The sequence below is a fragment of the Arthrobacter sp. cf158 genome, from assembly GCF_900106835.1.
In the GTDB taxonomy this organism is placed as follows: Bacteria; Actinomycetota; Actinomycetes; order Actinomycetales; family Micrococcaceae; genus Arthrobacter.
Window position 1 is genome coordinate 67,142 of the sequence record NZ_FNNR01000001.1, and the last position, 14,195, is coordinate 81,336.

Sequence of the window (14,195 nt, forward strand, 5' to 3'; positions counted from 1 at the left end):
CCAGGGGCAACCAAAAGGGCGGAGAGCTTCACTAGGAATCGTAAAGTTGCTGGACATTAACTGCAAGGGTCCTGACGTTAAAAGTTGCGGGTTCGGGCCTACTGTTCGTGCTCGACGTCCTTACCCACATCCTTGGCATCCATGATCCGGTAGGCGTAACCCTGTTCGGCCAGGAAGCGTTGGCGCTTGGCAGCAAAGTCCTGGTCCAAGGTGTCGCGGGCAACCAGGGAATAGAACCTGGCCGCACGCCCGTCCTTCTTGGGCCGCAGGAGCCGTCCAAGTCGTTGGGCCTCCTCCTGGCGTGAGCCGAAGGAGCCCGATACCTGGATGGCCACAGAGGCTTCGGGAAGGTCGATGGAGAAGTTGGCCACCTTGGACACCACCAGAGTGTGGATCTCGCCCTTGCGGAAGGCATCGAAGAGTTTCTGCCGTGCCTTGACGCTGGTTTCGCCCTTGATGAGGGGAGCGTCCAGCCGCTCTGCGATCTCGTCGAGCTGGTCGATGTACTGGCCAATCACCAGCAATTGCTCACCCTTGTGGACGGCCACCAACTGCTCCACCAAATGTGTTTTGGTTTCGGAGGTAGCACAGAGCCGGTACTTGTCGGCGTCGTCGGCCATGGCGTAGGCAACGCGCTCGTCCCTGGGGAGGTCCACGCGGACTTCCACACAGTCCGCGGGAGCGATGTAGCCCTGTGCTTCGATGTCCTTCCACGGTGCGTCGTACCGCTTGGGTCCGATCAGGCTGAACACTTCGCCTTCCCGGCCGTCCTCCCGCACCAAGGTGGCCGTAAGGCCGAGCCGACGCCGGGCCTGCAGGTCCGCGGTCATCCGGAAGATCGGGGCGGGCAGAAGGTGGACTTCGTCGTAGATGATGAGTCCCCAGTCATGTCCGTCCACGAGTTCCAGGTGCGGGTAGAGCCCACCCCGCTTGGTGGTCAGGACCTGGTACGTGGCAATGGTGACGGGCCGGACTTCCTTGACGGCTCCGGAGTATTCGCCAATCTCGTCCTCGCTCAACGATGTCCGCTTGAGCAGTTCGTCCTTCCACTGCCGCGCAGAGACGGTATTGGTGACCAGGATCAGGGTGGTGGTGGAGGACGTGGCCATGGCTGCCGCACCCACCAGCGTCTTGCCGGCGCCGCAGGGAAGCACGACGACCCCGCTGCCGCCGGCCCAGAAGTTCTCCGTGGCCAGTTTTTGGTAGGGACGCAACTGCCAGCCGCTTTCGTCCAGCATGATCAGGTGCGGCTGCCCGTCGACGTAACCGGCCAAGTCTTCGGCCGGCCACCCCAATTTCAGGAGCAACTGTTTCAGCTGCCCGCGCTGGGAGGAATGGACCACCACGGTTTCGCCATCGATCCGGGGCCCCAGCAGCGGGGCGATTTTCTTGGCGCGGATGACCTCCTCCAGCACGGGGTAGTCGTCGGTCCGCATCACCAGTCCGTGCTTGGGATCCTTCTCAAGCCGCAGGCGGCCATAGCGGGACATTGTTTCTTCGATGTCGATCAGCAGGGCGTGCGGCACCGGAAAGCGGGAGTACTTCAGCAAGGTGTCCAGCACCTGCTCGGCATCCAGCCCTGCGGCCCGGGCATTCCAGAGCCCCAACGGGGTCAGCCGGTAGCTGTGCATGTGTTCCGGAGCGCGTTCCAGTTCCGCGAACGCAGCGATGGCATGCCGTGCTTCTGTGGCGAGCTCGTGGTCGACTTCCAGCAGGATGGTTTTGTCACTTTGTACGATCAGCGGACCGTCGGTCACTGTTGAATCCTCACTTCTCCTGCGGGTTCCACATCGATGATCCTGTGAATCGACAACACCCGCTCGGTATCCTTGGCGGGATCGAATACCCTGACGCGTCCACCGGACACGGATACAGGAACAACAGTTTCAGTATTGGAATTCCCCAGGCTATCCACCACATTCATGGTGACGGCCTGTTTGAGCCGGATCGCCGTTTGCAGCGTCTCAAGGCCCAGTTGCGTTGACGCTTCGCCCGTCGCTTCGGCCGGGACGCCGCGGTGCTGCCGCAAGACTGAAAGCTGTGCCTCGACGTCGTCGTCCGGCGGAGCCGTCCGCGGCGCGGTATATACCGGGCGGGCGCTCCCCGGGGCGGCTGTGGTCCGCTTGAAACGCACGACGGCGGGCTCGGCCTCCTGTACGGCAGGCGACAGTCCCAGCTCACGCAGGACGCGCGCAGTTTCGCGGGGGCTGGCCGAAGAGGTCAGCACGGTGGGCGCGATGCGCACCAGGCTCAAAGCCGACGTACGGGCCTCGTTCAAGAGGTCGCTGATGGCGGTTTCGTCATCACTTTGGATGTAGCTGGCACTCGTGCTGATCCGGAGCCGGCCATGCCGGGACGAGGTGTCCTGGATGAGGTAGGCCAAGGGCTGGGGCACGTCCGTAGCGGAATGCTCACGGAGGAACGCCAACAGCGACTCCGCATCCTGTCCGGCGTCGAGCGCCCTGCGGATGGTGCCGGCTGAGAACCGGTAGATCGAGGCTGGGCCCTGGCCTTCGGCGTCGGCCATCAGGAGCAGCGTTTCGCTGAGTTCCGGCGCCAAGTACCCGGGCGCCACTGCCGTGAGGTCGGCCTGCAGCAGGATGTGGTTCACAGCGGCGGGCAAATGCTCACCCAGGATGGTGATGGCTTGATCAGGCTGCGCATCGGCAATGGCCGAACCCAATTGGGTCAGGGCACCGGAGCCCATCAGGCCCAGAAGCGTGGCTTCCTCGAGGATGCCGCGGACCAGTGAACTGAATCGGCGCGACATCCGCGGCTGTGCCCATTCGGCCCGCTGCAGGACGGCCCGGGCGTCCAGGACCGGTGCTTTGCCGTCCGGGGCGGCGGCTTCCACCGTCAGCTCGTTCAGGATTTCCAGGACCCTCCGGCGGACCACAGGGGCATCGGGCCTCTGCGCCTCGGCGGACAACGCGTTGATGGTGGTACCGGCGGCACCCTGGTGCGCGGCCGACGACGCCGGCCCCGTCAGCGGCTGGCCCACCAGAGACGGCGCGCGCTCGCTGGCCAGCCACGCATTGACCAGCCACAGCCACTGCTCCTGCCGGGGCAGGGTGAGCCATTCAAGAGACGGCGGCTGCACCCAGGTGGAGTTGTCGACGTCCAGGCGCAACAGCCCTGCCATGGCACACAGCTCAAGGAGGACAGCCGTCTCATGCGCGCCCAAACGGATGGATTCGGCCAGGCGCCGCAGCTCGCGCACGCCTACGCCGCCGCTCCTGAGCGTAGCGAGGGGCTGTTCCCGCACCGCGAACAGCAGCTCACCGGTCAGTCGCAGGATCTCGGCAATGGCGCCCATGGCGGCGTTGCGGCGCAGGGCGGCACTCGTGTGTCCGAGCTCAGGAACGGGTGGGGCCAGCGTGAAGTCATCCACTATTGCGCCGCCACGCAGGGCGAGCCCCACGCTGTGTGGCAGTTCAACATGGCCGGCGTCCAGGGGAACCAGCAGGCCGCGCGCCAGCAGCCAGTCGATGGGTCCGACGTCGTTGCTCTCGTGGGTGACGGACGCCCGCCGCTGGGCTTGGGGTACTGCGCCCATGGCCCAGCTGCCGAACTTATCCAGCAGTCCAATGGTCCGTTCCGGTGCCGAGGCCAGGATGGTGCGCAGGTTTTCGGGAGTGGACGTCCAGCGTTGGAGTGCCAAGGCGGCATCCATCGGCGTGCTGGCGGGGTGGATGCCGGCGCCGCTCTGATGGAGTTCAGCCACCAGTTGTACTACCCGCTGGGCGAAGGCCGGCTGCAGCCTGACCAGTTCCGTATAGCTCCTGCCGAGGCCGGCCGGGTAGATGCCGATGACGTCCTTGAGGCTGCCCACTGGAAGGTAAAAGCGCTGACGGGACGACGTAGCGGGGGAACCCGCGGGTGGATCAGCCCGGTGTATCAGCGCCAATTCCTGCAGCTTGGCCAGGATCGGGTCCAACGCCGACAGGGTGGATCCTGCAATGACCTTCTTCAGCCCGGCCGCAGAAATGCTGTGGCCGGTATCCGCATTGGTACACAGATGGAGTGTCTCCAGGACCTGCATTTCCGGCTTGTTCAGGCGTTCCAGGGCCCGCTGGACACTGACGCGGGCGCTCGCCCGGGCAGCCAAAGCTGCAAAGTCCGGTGCCATGGGGGAGATGAGGTCCGGTCGCGCGGCAAACAAAGCCCGCAGCGAATTGTCGCTGCGCGCTTCCAGTTCCTTGCTGAGCGCGCGAATAAGGGACATCAATCCAACGTTACCGCCCCGCGGCCGCTCGTGCCTGTCCGTGGGGCGGGTGGTTACTGCCGGCGGCGCTGGCGGATGGCGTCCAGCACCAGGATTGCCGCGAGCATGAAGGCGACGGGCAGGCCGTAGAGAGCTGTGGAGGTAACCCAGGCCGGCGTTGCGCCGCCGCTGAGGGCAACCACCATGACCGCCGCAACTGCGGCCAACGACATGGCGGCGATGACGGCGGCAATGATCATGAGGGGGCGGCGGTAACCCGGGGAAGTCATGCCCACAACGCTAGCAGCAGCACCCGAAGGGGATGCACGGCTGGCCGCTGGTGTGCTTCGGGTACTGCGTGGTGGCGACAAAGCGGGAATAGGGGGTCCGGCAGGATAACCTTGAAGGAACAGACCAACACGGACCGGGCTGTCACTCTCGATCCCGCAGAACCCTGCGGATGCGGTGACCGGCCCGACGTGTCTCCCACAGCAAGAACGAAGAAGGTTGATTACGTGCCTACCGGCAAGGTCAAGTGGTATGACAAGGAAAAAGGCTTCGGATTCCTCGCGGCTGAGGACGGCCAGGAAGTATTCCTGCCCAAAACGTCCCTGCCCGCAGGAGTAACGGAGCTCAAAGCTGGGACCCGCGTGGAGTTCGGCGTGGCCGATGGCCGCCGCGGAGCCCAGGCGCTGGGGTTGCGTGTCCTGGAAAAGACGCCGTCCATCGCCAAAGCCAAGCGCATGAACGCCAAGGACCTGGCACCCATGGTGCAGGACCTGGTGACCGTACTGGATAACCTCTCCGGTTCGCTGTCCTCCGGCAAGTACCCCGACGGAAACAAGGCCAAGGCCATCAGCATGGCGCTGCGCAAGGTTGCCGACGAGCTGGAAGCCTAGGACCATGACATCGGAATCCGCACAGGACACAAAGGCCGGAAGGGACGCGCAGGCTGGCCCTGACGCTGCCCAGGCTCCTGAAAACGGGGGAATCCCCGCGCGGAAGCCGGTGGCGGCCAAGTCGCGCGCCGGCTTGCCCGTGTGGCGCACCGGTAAGCCGGACGCCTTCCTCGCGGCCGCCGTCGATGTTGCCAGGGAAGCAGTTGAAGGCATCGCCAACCCGGGCGAAGTCGGGGCGCACCTCGGTGCCAAATCGGAGGGTGATCGCGTGGTCACCCATCTCTTCGAGTCCAGGCTTGCCGGCTACGGCGGCTGGCAGTGGTACGCCGTGGTGACGCGCAATTCACGCTCCAAAATCGTGACAGTGAGCGAGCTCGGCCTGCTCCCGTCCGAAGAATCCATCCTGGCCCCGGAATGGGTGCCGTGGGCCAAGCGAGTCCGTCCCGAGGATGAAACACCTTTGGTGGAGGAGACGGTCGGGGACGTCACGGAAGAGTCCGTGCAGGCCGCCGAAGACGAGGCCACCGAGCCCGCTGGGTCAGAGGATGATGAAGAAGCCGATGAAAGCGATGACGCTGACCAGGCCGGGGCTAAGTAGCAGCCCTCCGGTTGCATCGGTCCGGCGGCCGGCGTCGTAATCCGCCACGCAGCTTAAACGGCGTCGGCGCCGTTCGGAGAAATACCCGAACGACGCCGACCCAAACCACGCGCGGAAGCCGCGCCCGGCGCTACTTCTTCAGTTCGCCCACCACGTAGTCGATGCTGGCAAGCAGAGCGGAAACGTCGTCCGGCTCGATGGCCACAAACGTTGCGATGCGCAGTTGGTTACGGCCAAGCTTGCGGTAAGGCTCGGTATCCACCACACCGTTGGCGCGCAGGACCTTTGCGATGGCCGCGGCGTCAATGGAGTCATCAAAGTCAATGGTGGCAATGACGTTGGAGCGGTCCTCGGCCTTGGCAACGAACGGCGTTGCGTACTCCGAAGCCTCAGCCCAGGAGTAGATCCGGTTGGCGGAGTCTGCCGTGCGCTTGCTCGCGAAGTCCAGCCCGCCATTGCTGTTGAGCCACTGCACCTGGGCGTCCAGCGTTACCAGCGTGGACAGCGAAGGCGTGTTGTACGTCTGGTTCAGTTTGGAGTTGTCGATTGCGGTCTGCAGATCCAGGAAGTCCGGAATCCAGCGGCCACTTGCCTTGACGCGTGCAGCGCGTTCCAGCGCGGCAGGGGAGAAGAGGCCAAGCCACAGGCCGCCATCGGAGGCGAAGTTCTTCTGCGGAGCGAAGTAGTAGACGTCCGACTCCGCAACGTCCACGTCCAGGCCACCGGCCGCTGAGGTGGCGTCCACCAGGACGAGGGAGCCTTCGTCAGCACCCTGGACCCGCTTCACGGGAGCGGCGACGCCAGTTGACGTTTCGTTCTGGGGCCAGGCGTAAACGTCAACACCGGCTTCGGCCTGCGCCACCGGGCGGGTGCCGGGCTCGGCTTTGATGATGGAGGACGCGTCCAGGAACGGTGCCTTGTTGGTGGCGGCGGCAAACTTCGAACCAAACTCGCCGAAGGAAAGGTGCTGTGCCTTTTTTTCCACCAGGCCGAATGCGGCGACGTCCCAGAAAGCGGTGGATCCCCCGACGCCCAGGACTACCTCGTAGCCTTCGGGAGCACGGAAGAACTCGCTGAGTCCTTCACGGACCGAACCCACCAGGTTCTTGACGGGAGCCTGGCGGTGGGAAGTGCCGAGAATAGTGGACGATGCTGCAGACAGCGCCTCGATCTGTTCCGGGCGAACCTTGGACGGTCCAGCGCCGAAGCGTCCGTCCTTGGGCAGGAGATCGGCGGGAATGGTGATGCTGTTGTCGCTCACGTGGCGCTCCAATGGGTGTCGGCTAGAGATGGGAGGTGGCATGGGGCATCAACTGCCCCTTCGACACCCCAATTCTGCCTGACACGGCCCGCGCGCAGGAACCTGCGGCCTTCATAGTCCGCTACGTGGAACGTCTCCGCTCAGGATACGAACCATATGCGACCGGAATTATCCAGAGTAATTCCAAATAAGCTAGGCTGGGGGTTGGCGTTCATGGGGCGGCGGTGCACACCGGCCTCCCCGGCAGAGGACGCTGTACGGTGGAGATTACGCAAGGAACTGCGTTCGAGGAGAGCTGAGCTGGATGACGGATCTGATCGATACCACTGAGATGTATCTTCGGACCATTTTGGAGCTTGAAGAAGAGAACATTGTGGCACTCAGGGCCCGCATCGCCGAGCGCCTGCGCCACTCCGGCCCCACAGTCTCGCAGACCATCGGACGCATGGAACGCGACGGCCTGGTGATCGTCTCGAACGATCGACACCTGGAATTGACTGAGGTTGGGCGGAAGCGCGCCACCGAGGTCATGCGTAAGCACCGCCTTGCCGAGCGCCTGCTGGCTGACGTGATCGGACTGGACTGGGCCTATGTCCACGATGAAGCGTGTCGCTGGGAGCACGTGATGAGCGAGCGGGTGGAGCGCCGGCTGTATGAACTCCTGGAGCACCCCACTGAATCTCCTTACGGCAACCCCATCCCGGGACTGGAAGCCCTCGGTGGCCTTGCCAGCCAGGCGTTTCCCCGGCTGGACGTCAACCTGCTGCAGGCCATGGAAGGCTATGCCACCGATTCCCGCGTGGCGGTCACCCGCCTGGCGGAACCCATCCAGGTGGAACCTGAACTCCTCACCCAATTGGATGAAGGCGGAATCCGGCCCGGCGCCTCGGTTTCGCTGGAACGCGTGGGGGAGTACATCTCCGTGCGGGTTCCCGGCATCGAAGGTGCTTTGGAGCTGCCTCCCGAGGTAGCTGCCCACGTCTTCGTCTCTGTCGGCTGACGGGTTTCCGGCTTACCCCTACTGCCGCGTCGTGGCATATCTCACTTTTGCGCCCTTGGCGCGCGTGTGACCTGCGGTTTTCCGCAAATGATGATAAGGGCCTCTCAGTACATCCGCGTTTCTGTTGATAACGAATTTATTACTAAGGGCTTTAATCCCCTATAGTTATCTACTAGCGCCGATACCAAAGCGTTACCTGATCCGGAGCCGAGCTCTGCCAGCGGATCAGGTGTGTCATCCACCACTGGCAGAGGCGGGGGAACCACAAGCGGCTGTCTAAAGAAGCAGCCTTGGGGTGAAGTCCGCAGCAGAAGTGCCCACTTACGCTAGTCCCTCCTGGGATACCTGTGTGTCGTGAGCGCCTCGTGCGGACCGGGTCTTTGAACTCTCTGACCCGAATCCGACAGCTAACTTCGCAGGCTTTTTAGAGAGGAACAGAGTTTGACATCGCAGAACGTCAGGGGCCGCCGCCGCGCGTCCGGCCCCGCTGCTGAGCTGCGGCCAGCCCGCGTCGTATCGGAGATCCGGCCACGCGACACCGAACGCCAGGTGCGCCGCCGTAAGAGCCCGTTGCGCCAGGTAGCCGACTTCGCCGCAGCCAGTGGTGTAGGGCAGAAGGCCGGAGTTGCGCTTGCCGCCACCGGGCTCGCCCTGACTGTCGGTCTGCCGGCCACGAGCCCCGTTATGGCCACTTCTGAACTGGGCCAGACCGAATCCGCTCTTGCGGTCACCGGTGGCAGCCAGCCCGAGGTTTCCGCGGCTGCATCGGCCAAAATCGACTTCAGCCGTGCCGCGGTGGCTACTGCCGCAGATCCCGACGGCAAGCTGAAGCAGCTGCTCAGCGCGCAGTCCGCGGGCAGCATTCAGCGGGCATCATCGGCAGGCACCATGGCCAGCCCCCTTGACACGCTGACCACGGCTTCACCCTTTGGCTACCGCGTCAGCCCCCTCACCGGCGGTGCCGGGGACTTCCACCGTGGCCAGGACTTCGTTGCCCAGTGCGGCACGGCCGTCCATGCAGCCGCCAGCGGAAAAGTCACCTTTGCGGGATGGCACGAGTACGGCGGAGGCAACCGCGTGGTGGTAGACCACGGCAACGGCCTGGAGACCACGTACAACCACCTGTCGTCCTTCACCGTCAAGGTGGGCCAGACTGTCAGCCGTGGCGATACCGTCGCGCTGAGCGGCACCACGGGCGCTTCCACCGGCTGCCACCTCCACTTTGAGGTCCAGGTCAACGGCGAAGTTGTCGATCCCATGGGCTGGCTCTAAGCCAGTTGATGGTTGTCTCTCGCATTCGTGACACACCCCGTGACCTGAATGTGACATTCGCGTCCAACTGTTGTACCGTACAAAGCGCATCGGCTTTTTAGGGGGCCGGTGCACTTGAGTGGATTGCCTAGCTCTGCCACCGCTCAAGGTCCGTTCGCATAAATCGTCTGGCAGGGGCGGGGGAACCACTTCTGGTCTTCGAAAGAAGGCCTTGGGGTTAAGTCGCAAAGCTTCCTTGAAGCAGCGCGGCCGGATGACTCCCATCCGAATCCGACAGCTCACCTCGCAGGCATTGGGAGAGGCTACCTACGTGTCATCACGCACTACCCCTGCGCGCCACCGCGCTGAATCGGTTCGTACGAACCCCTTGAACACTCTGTCCAAGGCTGTTTCATCAAACGCCGGTACCGTTGGCCGTCAGGCCGTCGTTCTGGCAGCAGCCTCAGGCCTCGTCCTCAGCGTTGGTTTGCCCGCACAGGCAGCCGACACCGACGTCTCCAAGTCGGAAGCCTCCAGCACCCAGCAGATGGTCACCACCGCCGTCGTCACCGCGGAGCCCACAGCCACCGTTTCCTTTGAGAGCCCCGTCGTGGCTACCAAGGAAGCCCCCAAGGTTGTCCAGCGTGCATCGCAGACCACCCAGCGGTCCACGGCTAACGGCACGCAGGAAACCGCAGGCGCTGTTACAGCGAAGTCCTCCGAAGCCAAGGATTCTGCAGCAAGCGCCGCAGCTTCCGGCCTCGCTGCCATCGCTTACACCGGCATCGGCCACCCGTACGTTTGGGGCGGCACCACACCCAACGGCTGGGATTGCTCCGGCTTCACGCAGTGGGTCTACGCCCAGGCCGGCATCAGCATCCCCCGCGTCAACGCCTGGACGGCGATGAAGCCCACCAGCACGCCTGCCCCCGGTGACCTGGTCATGCAGAACGGCGGAGCCCACGTGGGAATCTACGTCGGCAACGGCATGATGATCAGCGCTTTGAACCCCAGCCAGGGCACGCTCCTGCACTCGGCGGCCTCCACGGGCACGTCCTCCTTCTTCACCCTCCGCTAGAAACTATCCGGTTCGAGGTTCGCCAGCATGCCCCCCAAGTGCTGGCGCACCGATCAGCCGCGTGTACCCCAACTGCACGCGGATACGAAAAGAGAAAATCATGACCAGTGCACACAAGGTTGCACGGCATCGCGCTGAGGCTCCCAAGACCAGCTCGCTTGCCGTCATTGCCAAGGCCGTCAGCGACAACGCCGGTGGCGTTGGCCGCCAGGCTGCAGTTATTGCCGCAGCTTCGGGCCTGGTTCTGACCGGTTCCGTAGCCGCCAACGCTGCGGACACCAACGTGGACCGCGAATCCACGTCCACCACAGCGCTGGACGTTCAGTCGGTAGTCCAGTCCACCATCGCCGCGGATTCCACGGTTGCCATTTCTTACGAGCGCCCCGTGGTTACCACGGTGGAAGCCCCGGCTCCCGTGGTGAAGAAGGCAGCTGCCAAGGTTGAAACCACTAAGGCAGCGGAGAGCACGGCGACCGCCGGCAACGCGACTCTTGCCGTCAACACCGCAGCCCCGGCAGCCAAAGCCCCCGCAGCCTCCAGCGGCCTCGGCGCAGCAATTGCCGCCGCCGCCTACGCCCAGCTCGGCGTAACCCAGGACTGCACCATGCTGGTGACCAACTCCCTGGCCGCCGTCGGCATCAACTTCCACGACTGGCCGGCCGGCTACCTCTCCCTCGGCCGTACGGTCAGTGCAGCAGAAGCGCAGCCCGGTGACCTCGCCTACTACGCCAATGGTGGTTTGGCCGGACAGGCTCACATCGCTGTTTACGTCGGCAACGGCATGGCAGTCCACGGTGGATGGAACGGATCCACCACGGCACTGTTCAGCGTAAACGTCGGCTCCGGCCCGGTTTTCATTCGAGTCAACGGCTGATTCAACACTTTCAGAAACACCCCGCAGGCTGATGCCGGCGGGGTGTTCTGCTTTAACCACGCATGAACACTTGCCGACACTGTGAGCGAAACGACAGAAAAATTCGTTGATACGGCATACAAGTGCTTACCCTTATGGTGTCGATCCACAGCCCGTACAAGCAGAGGGCAGCCGGCCCTCGTGCCCCTGACGGGTGCGGCCGTGAAGAGGTACGTGCATGCGCACACTCGTTCTGAATGCTGGATATGAACCGCTGGCGGTAATAACATTCCGCCGGGCGCTGGTCCTTGTGCTGACTGGGAAAGCAAGCGTAGTGGCCGAAGGCGACGAGCCTGTCGTCGGGCCACAGGAGATTCTCGGACGACCATCCGTGATCCTCCTTAACCGCTACATCCGCCCCAGATACAACAGGATTACAGCCGTGAGTCGCCGCGGAGTGCTTCGCCGCGACGGTCACCGCTGCGCCTACTGCGGGAAAACAGCCCACACCATAGACCACGTCCACCCCAAATCCAGGGGCGGCGCGGATTCCTGGGAAAACCTGGTTGCGGCGTGCTTGAAATGCAACAACGCCAAGAGCGACCATACGTTGGCTGAAATGGGTTGGAAACTCCGTTTCAAGCCAGGCGTGCCCCAGGGAACCATGTGGCAGATCAAAGAACTCGAGAAACCTGCGCCGGACTGGGACCCGTTCCTTTTGCCGGAATCCGCTGCCTGATCGATTTCTGCTGAGCCCCGGATGCCCGGGTAATCTGGGCGGATGGAGTTCAACGCCGTCATTCTGGCGGGTGGCCGGGCCACCCGCCTCGGTGGCGTGCCCAAGCCATCGCTGATGTACGACGGCGCCACGCTCCTTTCGCATGCCCTTAAGGCAGTCCGGGGTGCCTCAGCGGTAGTCGTTGTGGGGCCAAGGTCACCGGACGAGCCGTTGCCGCAAGGCGTTCTGCAGGCGCGGGAGGACCCGCCCTTCGCGGGGCCGGCCGCTGCGATAGCGGCGGGAATGGCTGCGCTGAAGGCCGGCGGTCCGGGTGCTCCATGGACGCTGGTCCTGGCCTGCGACATGCCTCATGCCTCCCGGGGAGTGGCGCTTCTGAGGGATGCACTTGCAGTACACCCTGGCAGCGAGGGGGCCATGGCGGTTTCCGTAGACGGGCGCAAGCAGCCGCTCCTGGGGGCCTACAGTACGGCTGCCCTGGAACGGGAAGTGGCCGTAGCTTCAGAAGGTTCCGGGTTAACGAACTCTTCAGTGTTCCGGCTGCTTGCTAGGCTGAACGTGCTGGACGTAGCTGTCCCCGCAGGCTCCACGGCTGACGTGGATACGTGGGAAGACGCTGCGGCCCTGGGCATTGACTACGAGTTGGAGGCGGACGTGAAGAGCCAGGAAGAGACACTCGAGGAATGGTGCCGCACACTGCTGCAGGCCTTCGAGCTTGAGGGCGTTGACGTGGACGTCAACCAGGTCCTGGCCGTGGCGGGAGTCGCTGCGCATTCGGTAGTGCGGCCCGCGGCGCCGCTGACCACGTTCATCGCCGGATATGCCGCCGGCATGGCGCGCGGCATCGGCCAGGCAAGCGATGATGCGTCCATGAATGCTGCCTTGGAACTGGCCCGCAAAGTTGCCAAGGACTACGCGGAGAATGGGACTGACGCCGAATGACGGAGGCCCCCGGCAAGGGCGGCCACCACGCGGCACACACGTGGCATGAGGCCCGGGAGCGTGCGTTTGAGGTTGCCACTCCCATTCCGCCGGGCCCGGTGCAGCTCAGCGCAGCGGTGGGCCGCACCTTGGCGTCGGACGCAGTGGCAGTGCAGGACATGCCCCACTATGCCTCCTCTGCCATGGACGGCTGGGCCGTCAACGGCAGCGGTCCGTGGATTCTCAGTGAGCCCGGGCAGCGCCTCGCACCGCACCAAGCCAGTCCCATTGTTACTGGCGGGCTGATACCTCCCGGAGCCAAGGCCGTTCTGCGCAGTGAAAGCGGCACCATCACGACGGACGACGACGGCCTGCCGGTCCTTGCGCTGGGTGGCGCCGCCAAGCCAGGGGAGCCCCGCAACGGACAACACATCCGCAGGGCTGCCGAAGAGGCCGCTGAAGGGGAGGTGCTGCTCAAAGCCGGCACGGTGTTGAACCCGGCGCACATTGCGTTGGCAGCGCTTGCCGGCCTGGATCATCTGGATGTTCTGGGCAAGCCATTGGTCAGGTTCCTGCTGACGGGTGCCGAGGTAGTGGCCCAGGGCGTTCCCCTGCCGGGGCAGGTCCGGGATACCTTCGGACCGCAATTGGGTGCGGTGGTGGAACTCCTGGGAGGAATCGCAGGAGAGCAGCTCCGGGTGGGGGACAGCTACGGGGAATGGATTACCGCGCTCCAGGACACTGAGCCCACCGGGGACGAGCCAAACGTGGAGATGGAGCCGCCGGCCGACGTCGTTATTACTACCGGTGGTACTGGTCGCTCAGGTACTGACCACTTCCGGAAGTCGGTGGCAGAGTTGGGTGGCCGTCTGCTGATTGACGGCATCGCCATGCGTCCGGGGCATCCCGCCGTGCTCGCAGAACTGCCGGATGGCCGGTTTGTGCTGGGGCTGCCGGGGAATCCGTTGGCCGCGATGATGGCACTGTTCACCGTGGGCGCTCCGTTGCTTGCTGCCCTGGGCCACGCAAGCCTGGAGGACGTGCGTGAAGTTCCCTGCGGCGCAATGATCGATGCCGATCCCGGGCGGACCCGCCTCATGCCGTTCAAGCTGGTGTACGGCCTGGCTTCACCCACGCAGCATGCAGGCCCTGGAATGATGCGCGGCCTGGCCCATGCGGATGGTGTCATGGTGGTGCCGCCCCACGGAGCCCAGATGGGGGAGCTGGTTCCGGCTTTCGCGCTGCCGTGGGGCAAGCCGCTGCCGGTGCCCAAGTCCGCGGAGGATAAGCCTCGAAAGACGCCGGCAAGGCAAACGAAGAAGGCCCCGGCAGGCCCGGTGGACTGGAGCGCACTGGACGCCTGAGGGCCGGGCAGGCCGCCGTGGCCGGTGCGG

At 64.3% G+C, this 14,195-nt stretch carries 13 protein-coding genes and 2 riboswitches; of the genes, 9 read left to right on the forward strand and 4 right to left on the reverse strand.

Annotated features, from left to right (window positions below):
- Positions 1 to 98: 98 nt before the first annotated feature.
- Genes BLW08_RS00360 through BLW08_RS00370 form a run of 3 tightly spaced genes read right to left on the reverse strand, consistent with a single transcriptional unit; the run spans position 99 to position 4,494 of the window.
- A complete protein-coding gene (locus BLW08_RS00360) occupies positions 99 to 1,757 on the reverse strand; it encodes a DNA repair helicase XPB (RefSeq protein ID WP_091322713.1) in 1,659 nt (552 codons plus the stop codon).
- Entirely contained in the window at positions 1,754 to 4,225 is a 2,472-nt protein-coding gene (locus BLW08_RS00365) for a helicase-associated domain-containing protein (protein ID WP_090820437.1), read from the reverse strand. Before BLW08_RS00365 ends, BLW08_RS00360 begins: the two co-directional genes overlap by 4 nt.
- A 53-nt stretch (positions 4,226 to 4,278) precedes the next feature.
- On the reverse strand, positions 4,279 to 4,494 hold the full coding sequence (locus BLW08_RS00370; RefSeq protein ID WP_091322715.1) for a hypothetical protein: 216 nt from the start codon (positions 4,492 to 4,494) through the stop codon (positions 4,279 to 4,281).
- Positions 4,495 to 4,719: 225 nt separating this feature from the next.
- On the opposite strand from BLW08_RS00370, the gene BLW08_RS00375 reads away from it, so the two are divergent.
- Both BLW08_RS00375 and BLW08_RS00380 read left to right on the forward strand, forming a co-directional pair.
- Positions 4,720 to 5,103: a cold-shock protein gene (locus tag BLW08_RS00375; protein ID WP_090820714.1), complete on the forward strand. Its 384-nt coding sequence runs from the start codon at positions 4,720 to 4,722 to the stop codon at positions 5,101 to 5,103.
- A 4-nt stretch (positions 5,104 to 5,107) separates the two neighbouring features.
- The gene (locus BLW08_RS00380) at positions 5,108 to 5,701 is read left to right on the forward strand and encodes a DUF3027 domain-containing protein (RefSeq protein ID WP_091322716.1); all 594 of its coding nucleotides are present in this window, start codon (positions 5,108 to 5,110) and stop codon (positions 5,699 to 5,701) included.
- A 130-nt stretch (positions 5,702 to 5,831) separates the two neighbouring features.
- Here the strand turns inward: BLW08_RS00380 and serC are convergent, their stop codons facing one another.
- Positions 5,832 to 6,962: a phosphoserine transaminase gene (gene serC / locus BLW08_RS00385; protein WP_090820431.1), complete on the reverse strand. Its 1,131-nt coding sequence runs from the start codon at positions 6,960 to 6,962 to the stop codon at positions 5,832 to 5,834.
- A gap of 304 nt (positions 6,963 to 7,266) precedes the next feature.
- On the opposite strand from serC, the gene BLW08_RS00390 reads away from it, so the two are divergent.
- From BLW08_RS00390 to BLW08_RS00420, 7 genes are all read left to right on the forward strand, one after another.
- Complete coding sequence (locus BLW08_RS00390; RefSeq protein ID WP_091322717.1) at positions 7,267 to 7,962, forward strand: iron-dependent transcriptional repressor DtxR; 696 nt, start codon at positions 7,267 to 7,269, stop codon at positions 7,960 to 7,962.
- 195 nt (positions 7,963 to 8,157) lie between these two features.
- Positions 8,158 to 8,399, forward strand: a riboswitch (cyclic di-AMP (ydaO/yuaA leader).
- Between the two features lie 4 nt (positions 8,400 to 8,403).
- Entirely contained in the window at positions 8,404 to 9,234 is an 831-nt protein-coding gene (locus BLW08_RS00395) for a M23 family metallopeptidase (protein WP_090820427.1), read from the forward strand.
- 138 nt (positions 9,235 to 9,372) lie between these two features.
- A riboswitch (cyclic di-AMP (ydaO/yuaA leader) is annotated at positions 9,373 to 9,540 on the forward strand.
- 70 nt (positions 9,541 to 9,610) lie between these two features.
- Positions 9,611 to 10,291 (forward strand): C40 family peptidase, encoded by a 681-nt coding sequence (locus tag BLW08_RS00400; RefSeq protein ID WP_175538550.1) that lies wholly within the window; start codon positions 9,611 to 9,613, stop codon positions 10,289 to 10,291.
- A 100-nt stretch (positions 10,292 to 10,391) separates the two neighbouring features.
- Positions 10,392 to 11,165: an NlpC/P60 family protein gene (locus BLW08_RS00405; protein WP_090820422.1), complete on the forward strand. Its 774-nt coding sequence runs from the start codon at positions 10,392 to 10,394 to the stop codon at positions 11,163 to 11,165.
- Positions 11,166 to 11,382: 217 nt separating this feature from the next.
- Positions 11,383 to 11,883, forward strand: a complete 501-nt coding sequence (locus BLW08_RS00410; protein WP_014920921.1) for an HNH endonuclease — start codon at positions 11,383 to 11,385, stop codon at positions 11,881 to 11,883.
- A gap of 42 nt (positions 11,884 to 11,925) precedes the next feature.
- The gene (locus BLW08_RS00415; RefSeq protein ID WP_091322720.1) at positions 11,926 to 12,822 is read left to right on the forward strand and encodes an NTP transferase domain-containing protein; all 897 of its coding nucleotides are present in this window, start codon (positions 11,926 to 11,928) and stop codon (positions 12,820 to 12,822) included.
- Complete coding sequence (locus BLW08_RS00420; protein ID WP_091322721.1) at positions 12,819 to 14,165, forward strand: molybdopterin molybdotransferase MoeA; 1,347 nt, start codon at positions 12,819 to 12,821, stop codon at positions 14,163 to 14,165. Before BLW08_RS00415 ends, BLW08_RS00420 begins: the two co-directional genes overlap by 4 nt.
- The last annotated feature ends 30 nt before the right edge of the window (positions 14,166 to 14,195 follow it).

Excerpts from the sequence above, each read along its gene's own strand:
- BLW08_RS00365 (WP_090820437.1), bottom strand. The coding sequence starts at position 4,225 with ATGTCCCTTATTCGCGCGCTCAGCAAGGAACTGGAAGCGCGCAGCGAC.
- BLW08_RS00415 (WP_091322720.1), top strand. The coding sequence starts at position 11,926 with ATGGAGTTCAACGCCGTCATTCTGGCGGGTGGCCGGGCCACCCGCCTC.
- BLW08_RS00420 (WP_091322721.1), top strand. The coding sequence starts at position 12,819 with ATGACGGAGGCCCCCGGCAAGGGCGGCCACCACGCGGCACACACGTGG.
- BLW08_RS00405 (WP_090820422.1), top strand. The coding sequence starts at position 10,392 with ATGACCAGTGCACACAAGGTTGCACGGCATCGCGCTGAGGCTCCCAAG.
- BLW08_RS00410 (WP_014920921.1), top strand. The coding sequence starts at position 11,383 with ATGCGCACACTCGTTCTGAATGCTGGATATGAACCGCTGGCGGTAATA.
- BLW08_RS00390 (WP_091322717.1), top strand. The coding sequence starts at position 7,267 with ATGACGGATCTGATCGATACCACTGAGATGTATCTTCGGACCATTTTG.
- BLW08_RS00370 (WP_091322715.1), bottom strand. The coding sequence starts at position 4,494 with ATGACTTCCCCGGGTTACCGCCGCCCCCTCATGATCATTGCCGCCGTC.
- BLW08_RS00380 (WP_091322716.1), top strand. The coding sequence starts at position 5,108 with ATGACATCGGAATCCGCACAGGACACAAAGGCCGGAAGGGACGCGCAG.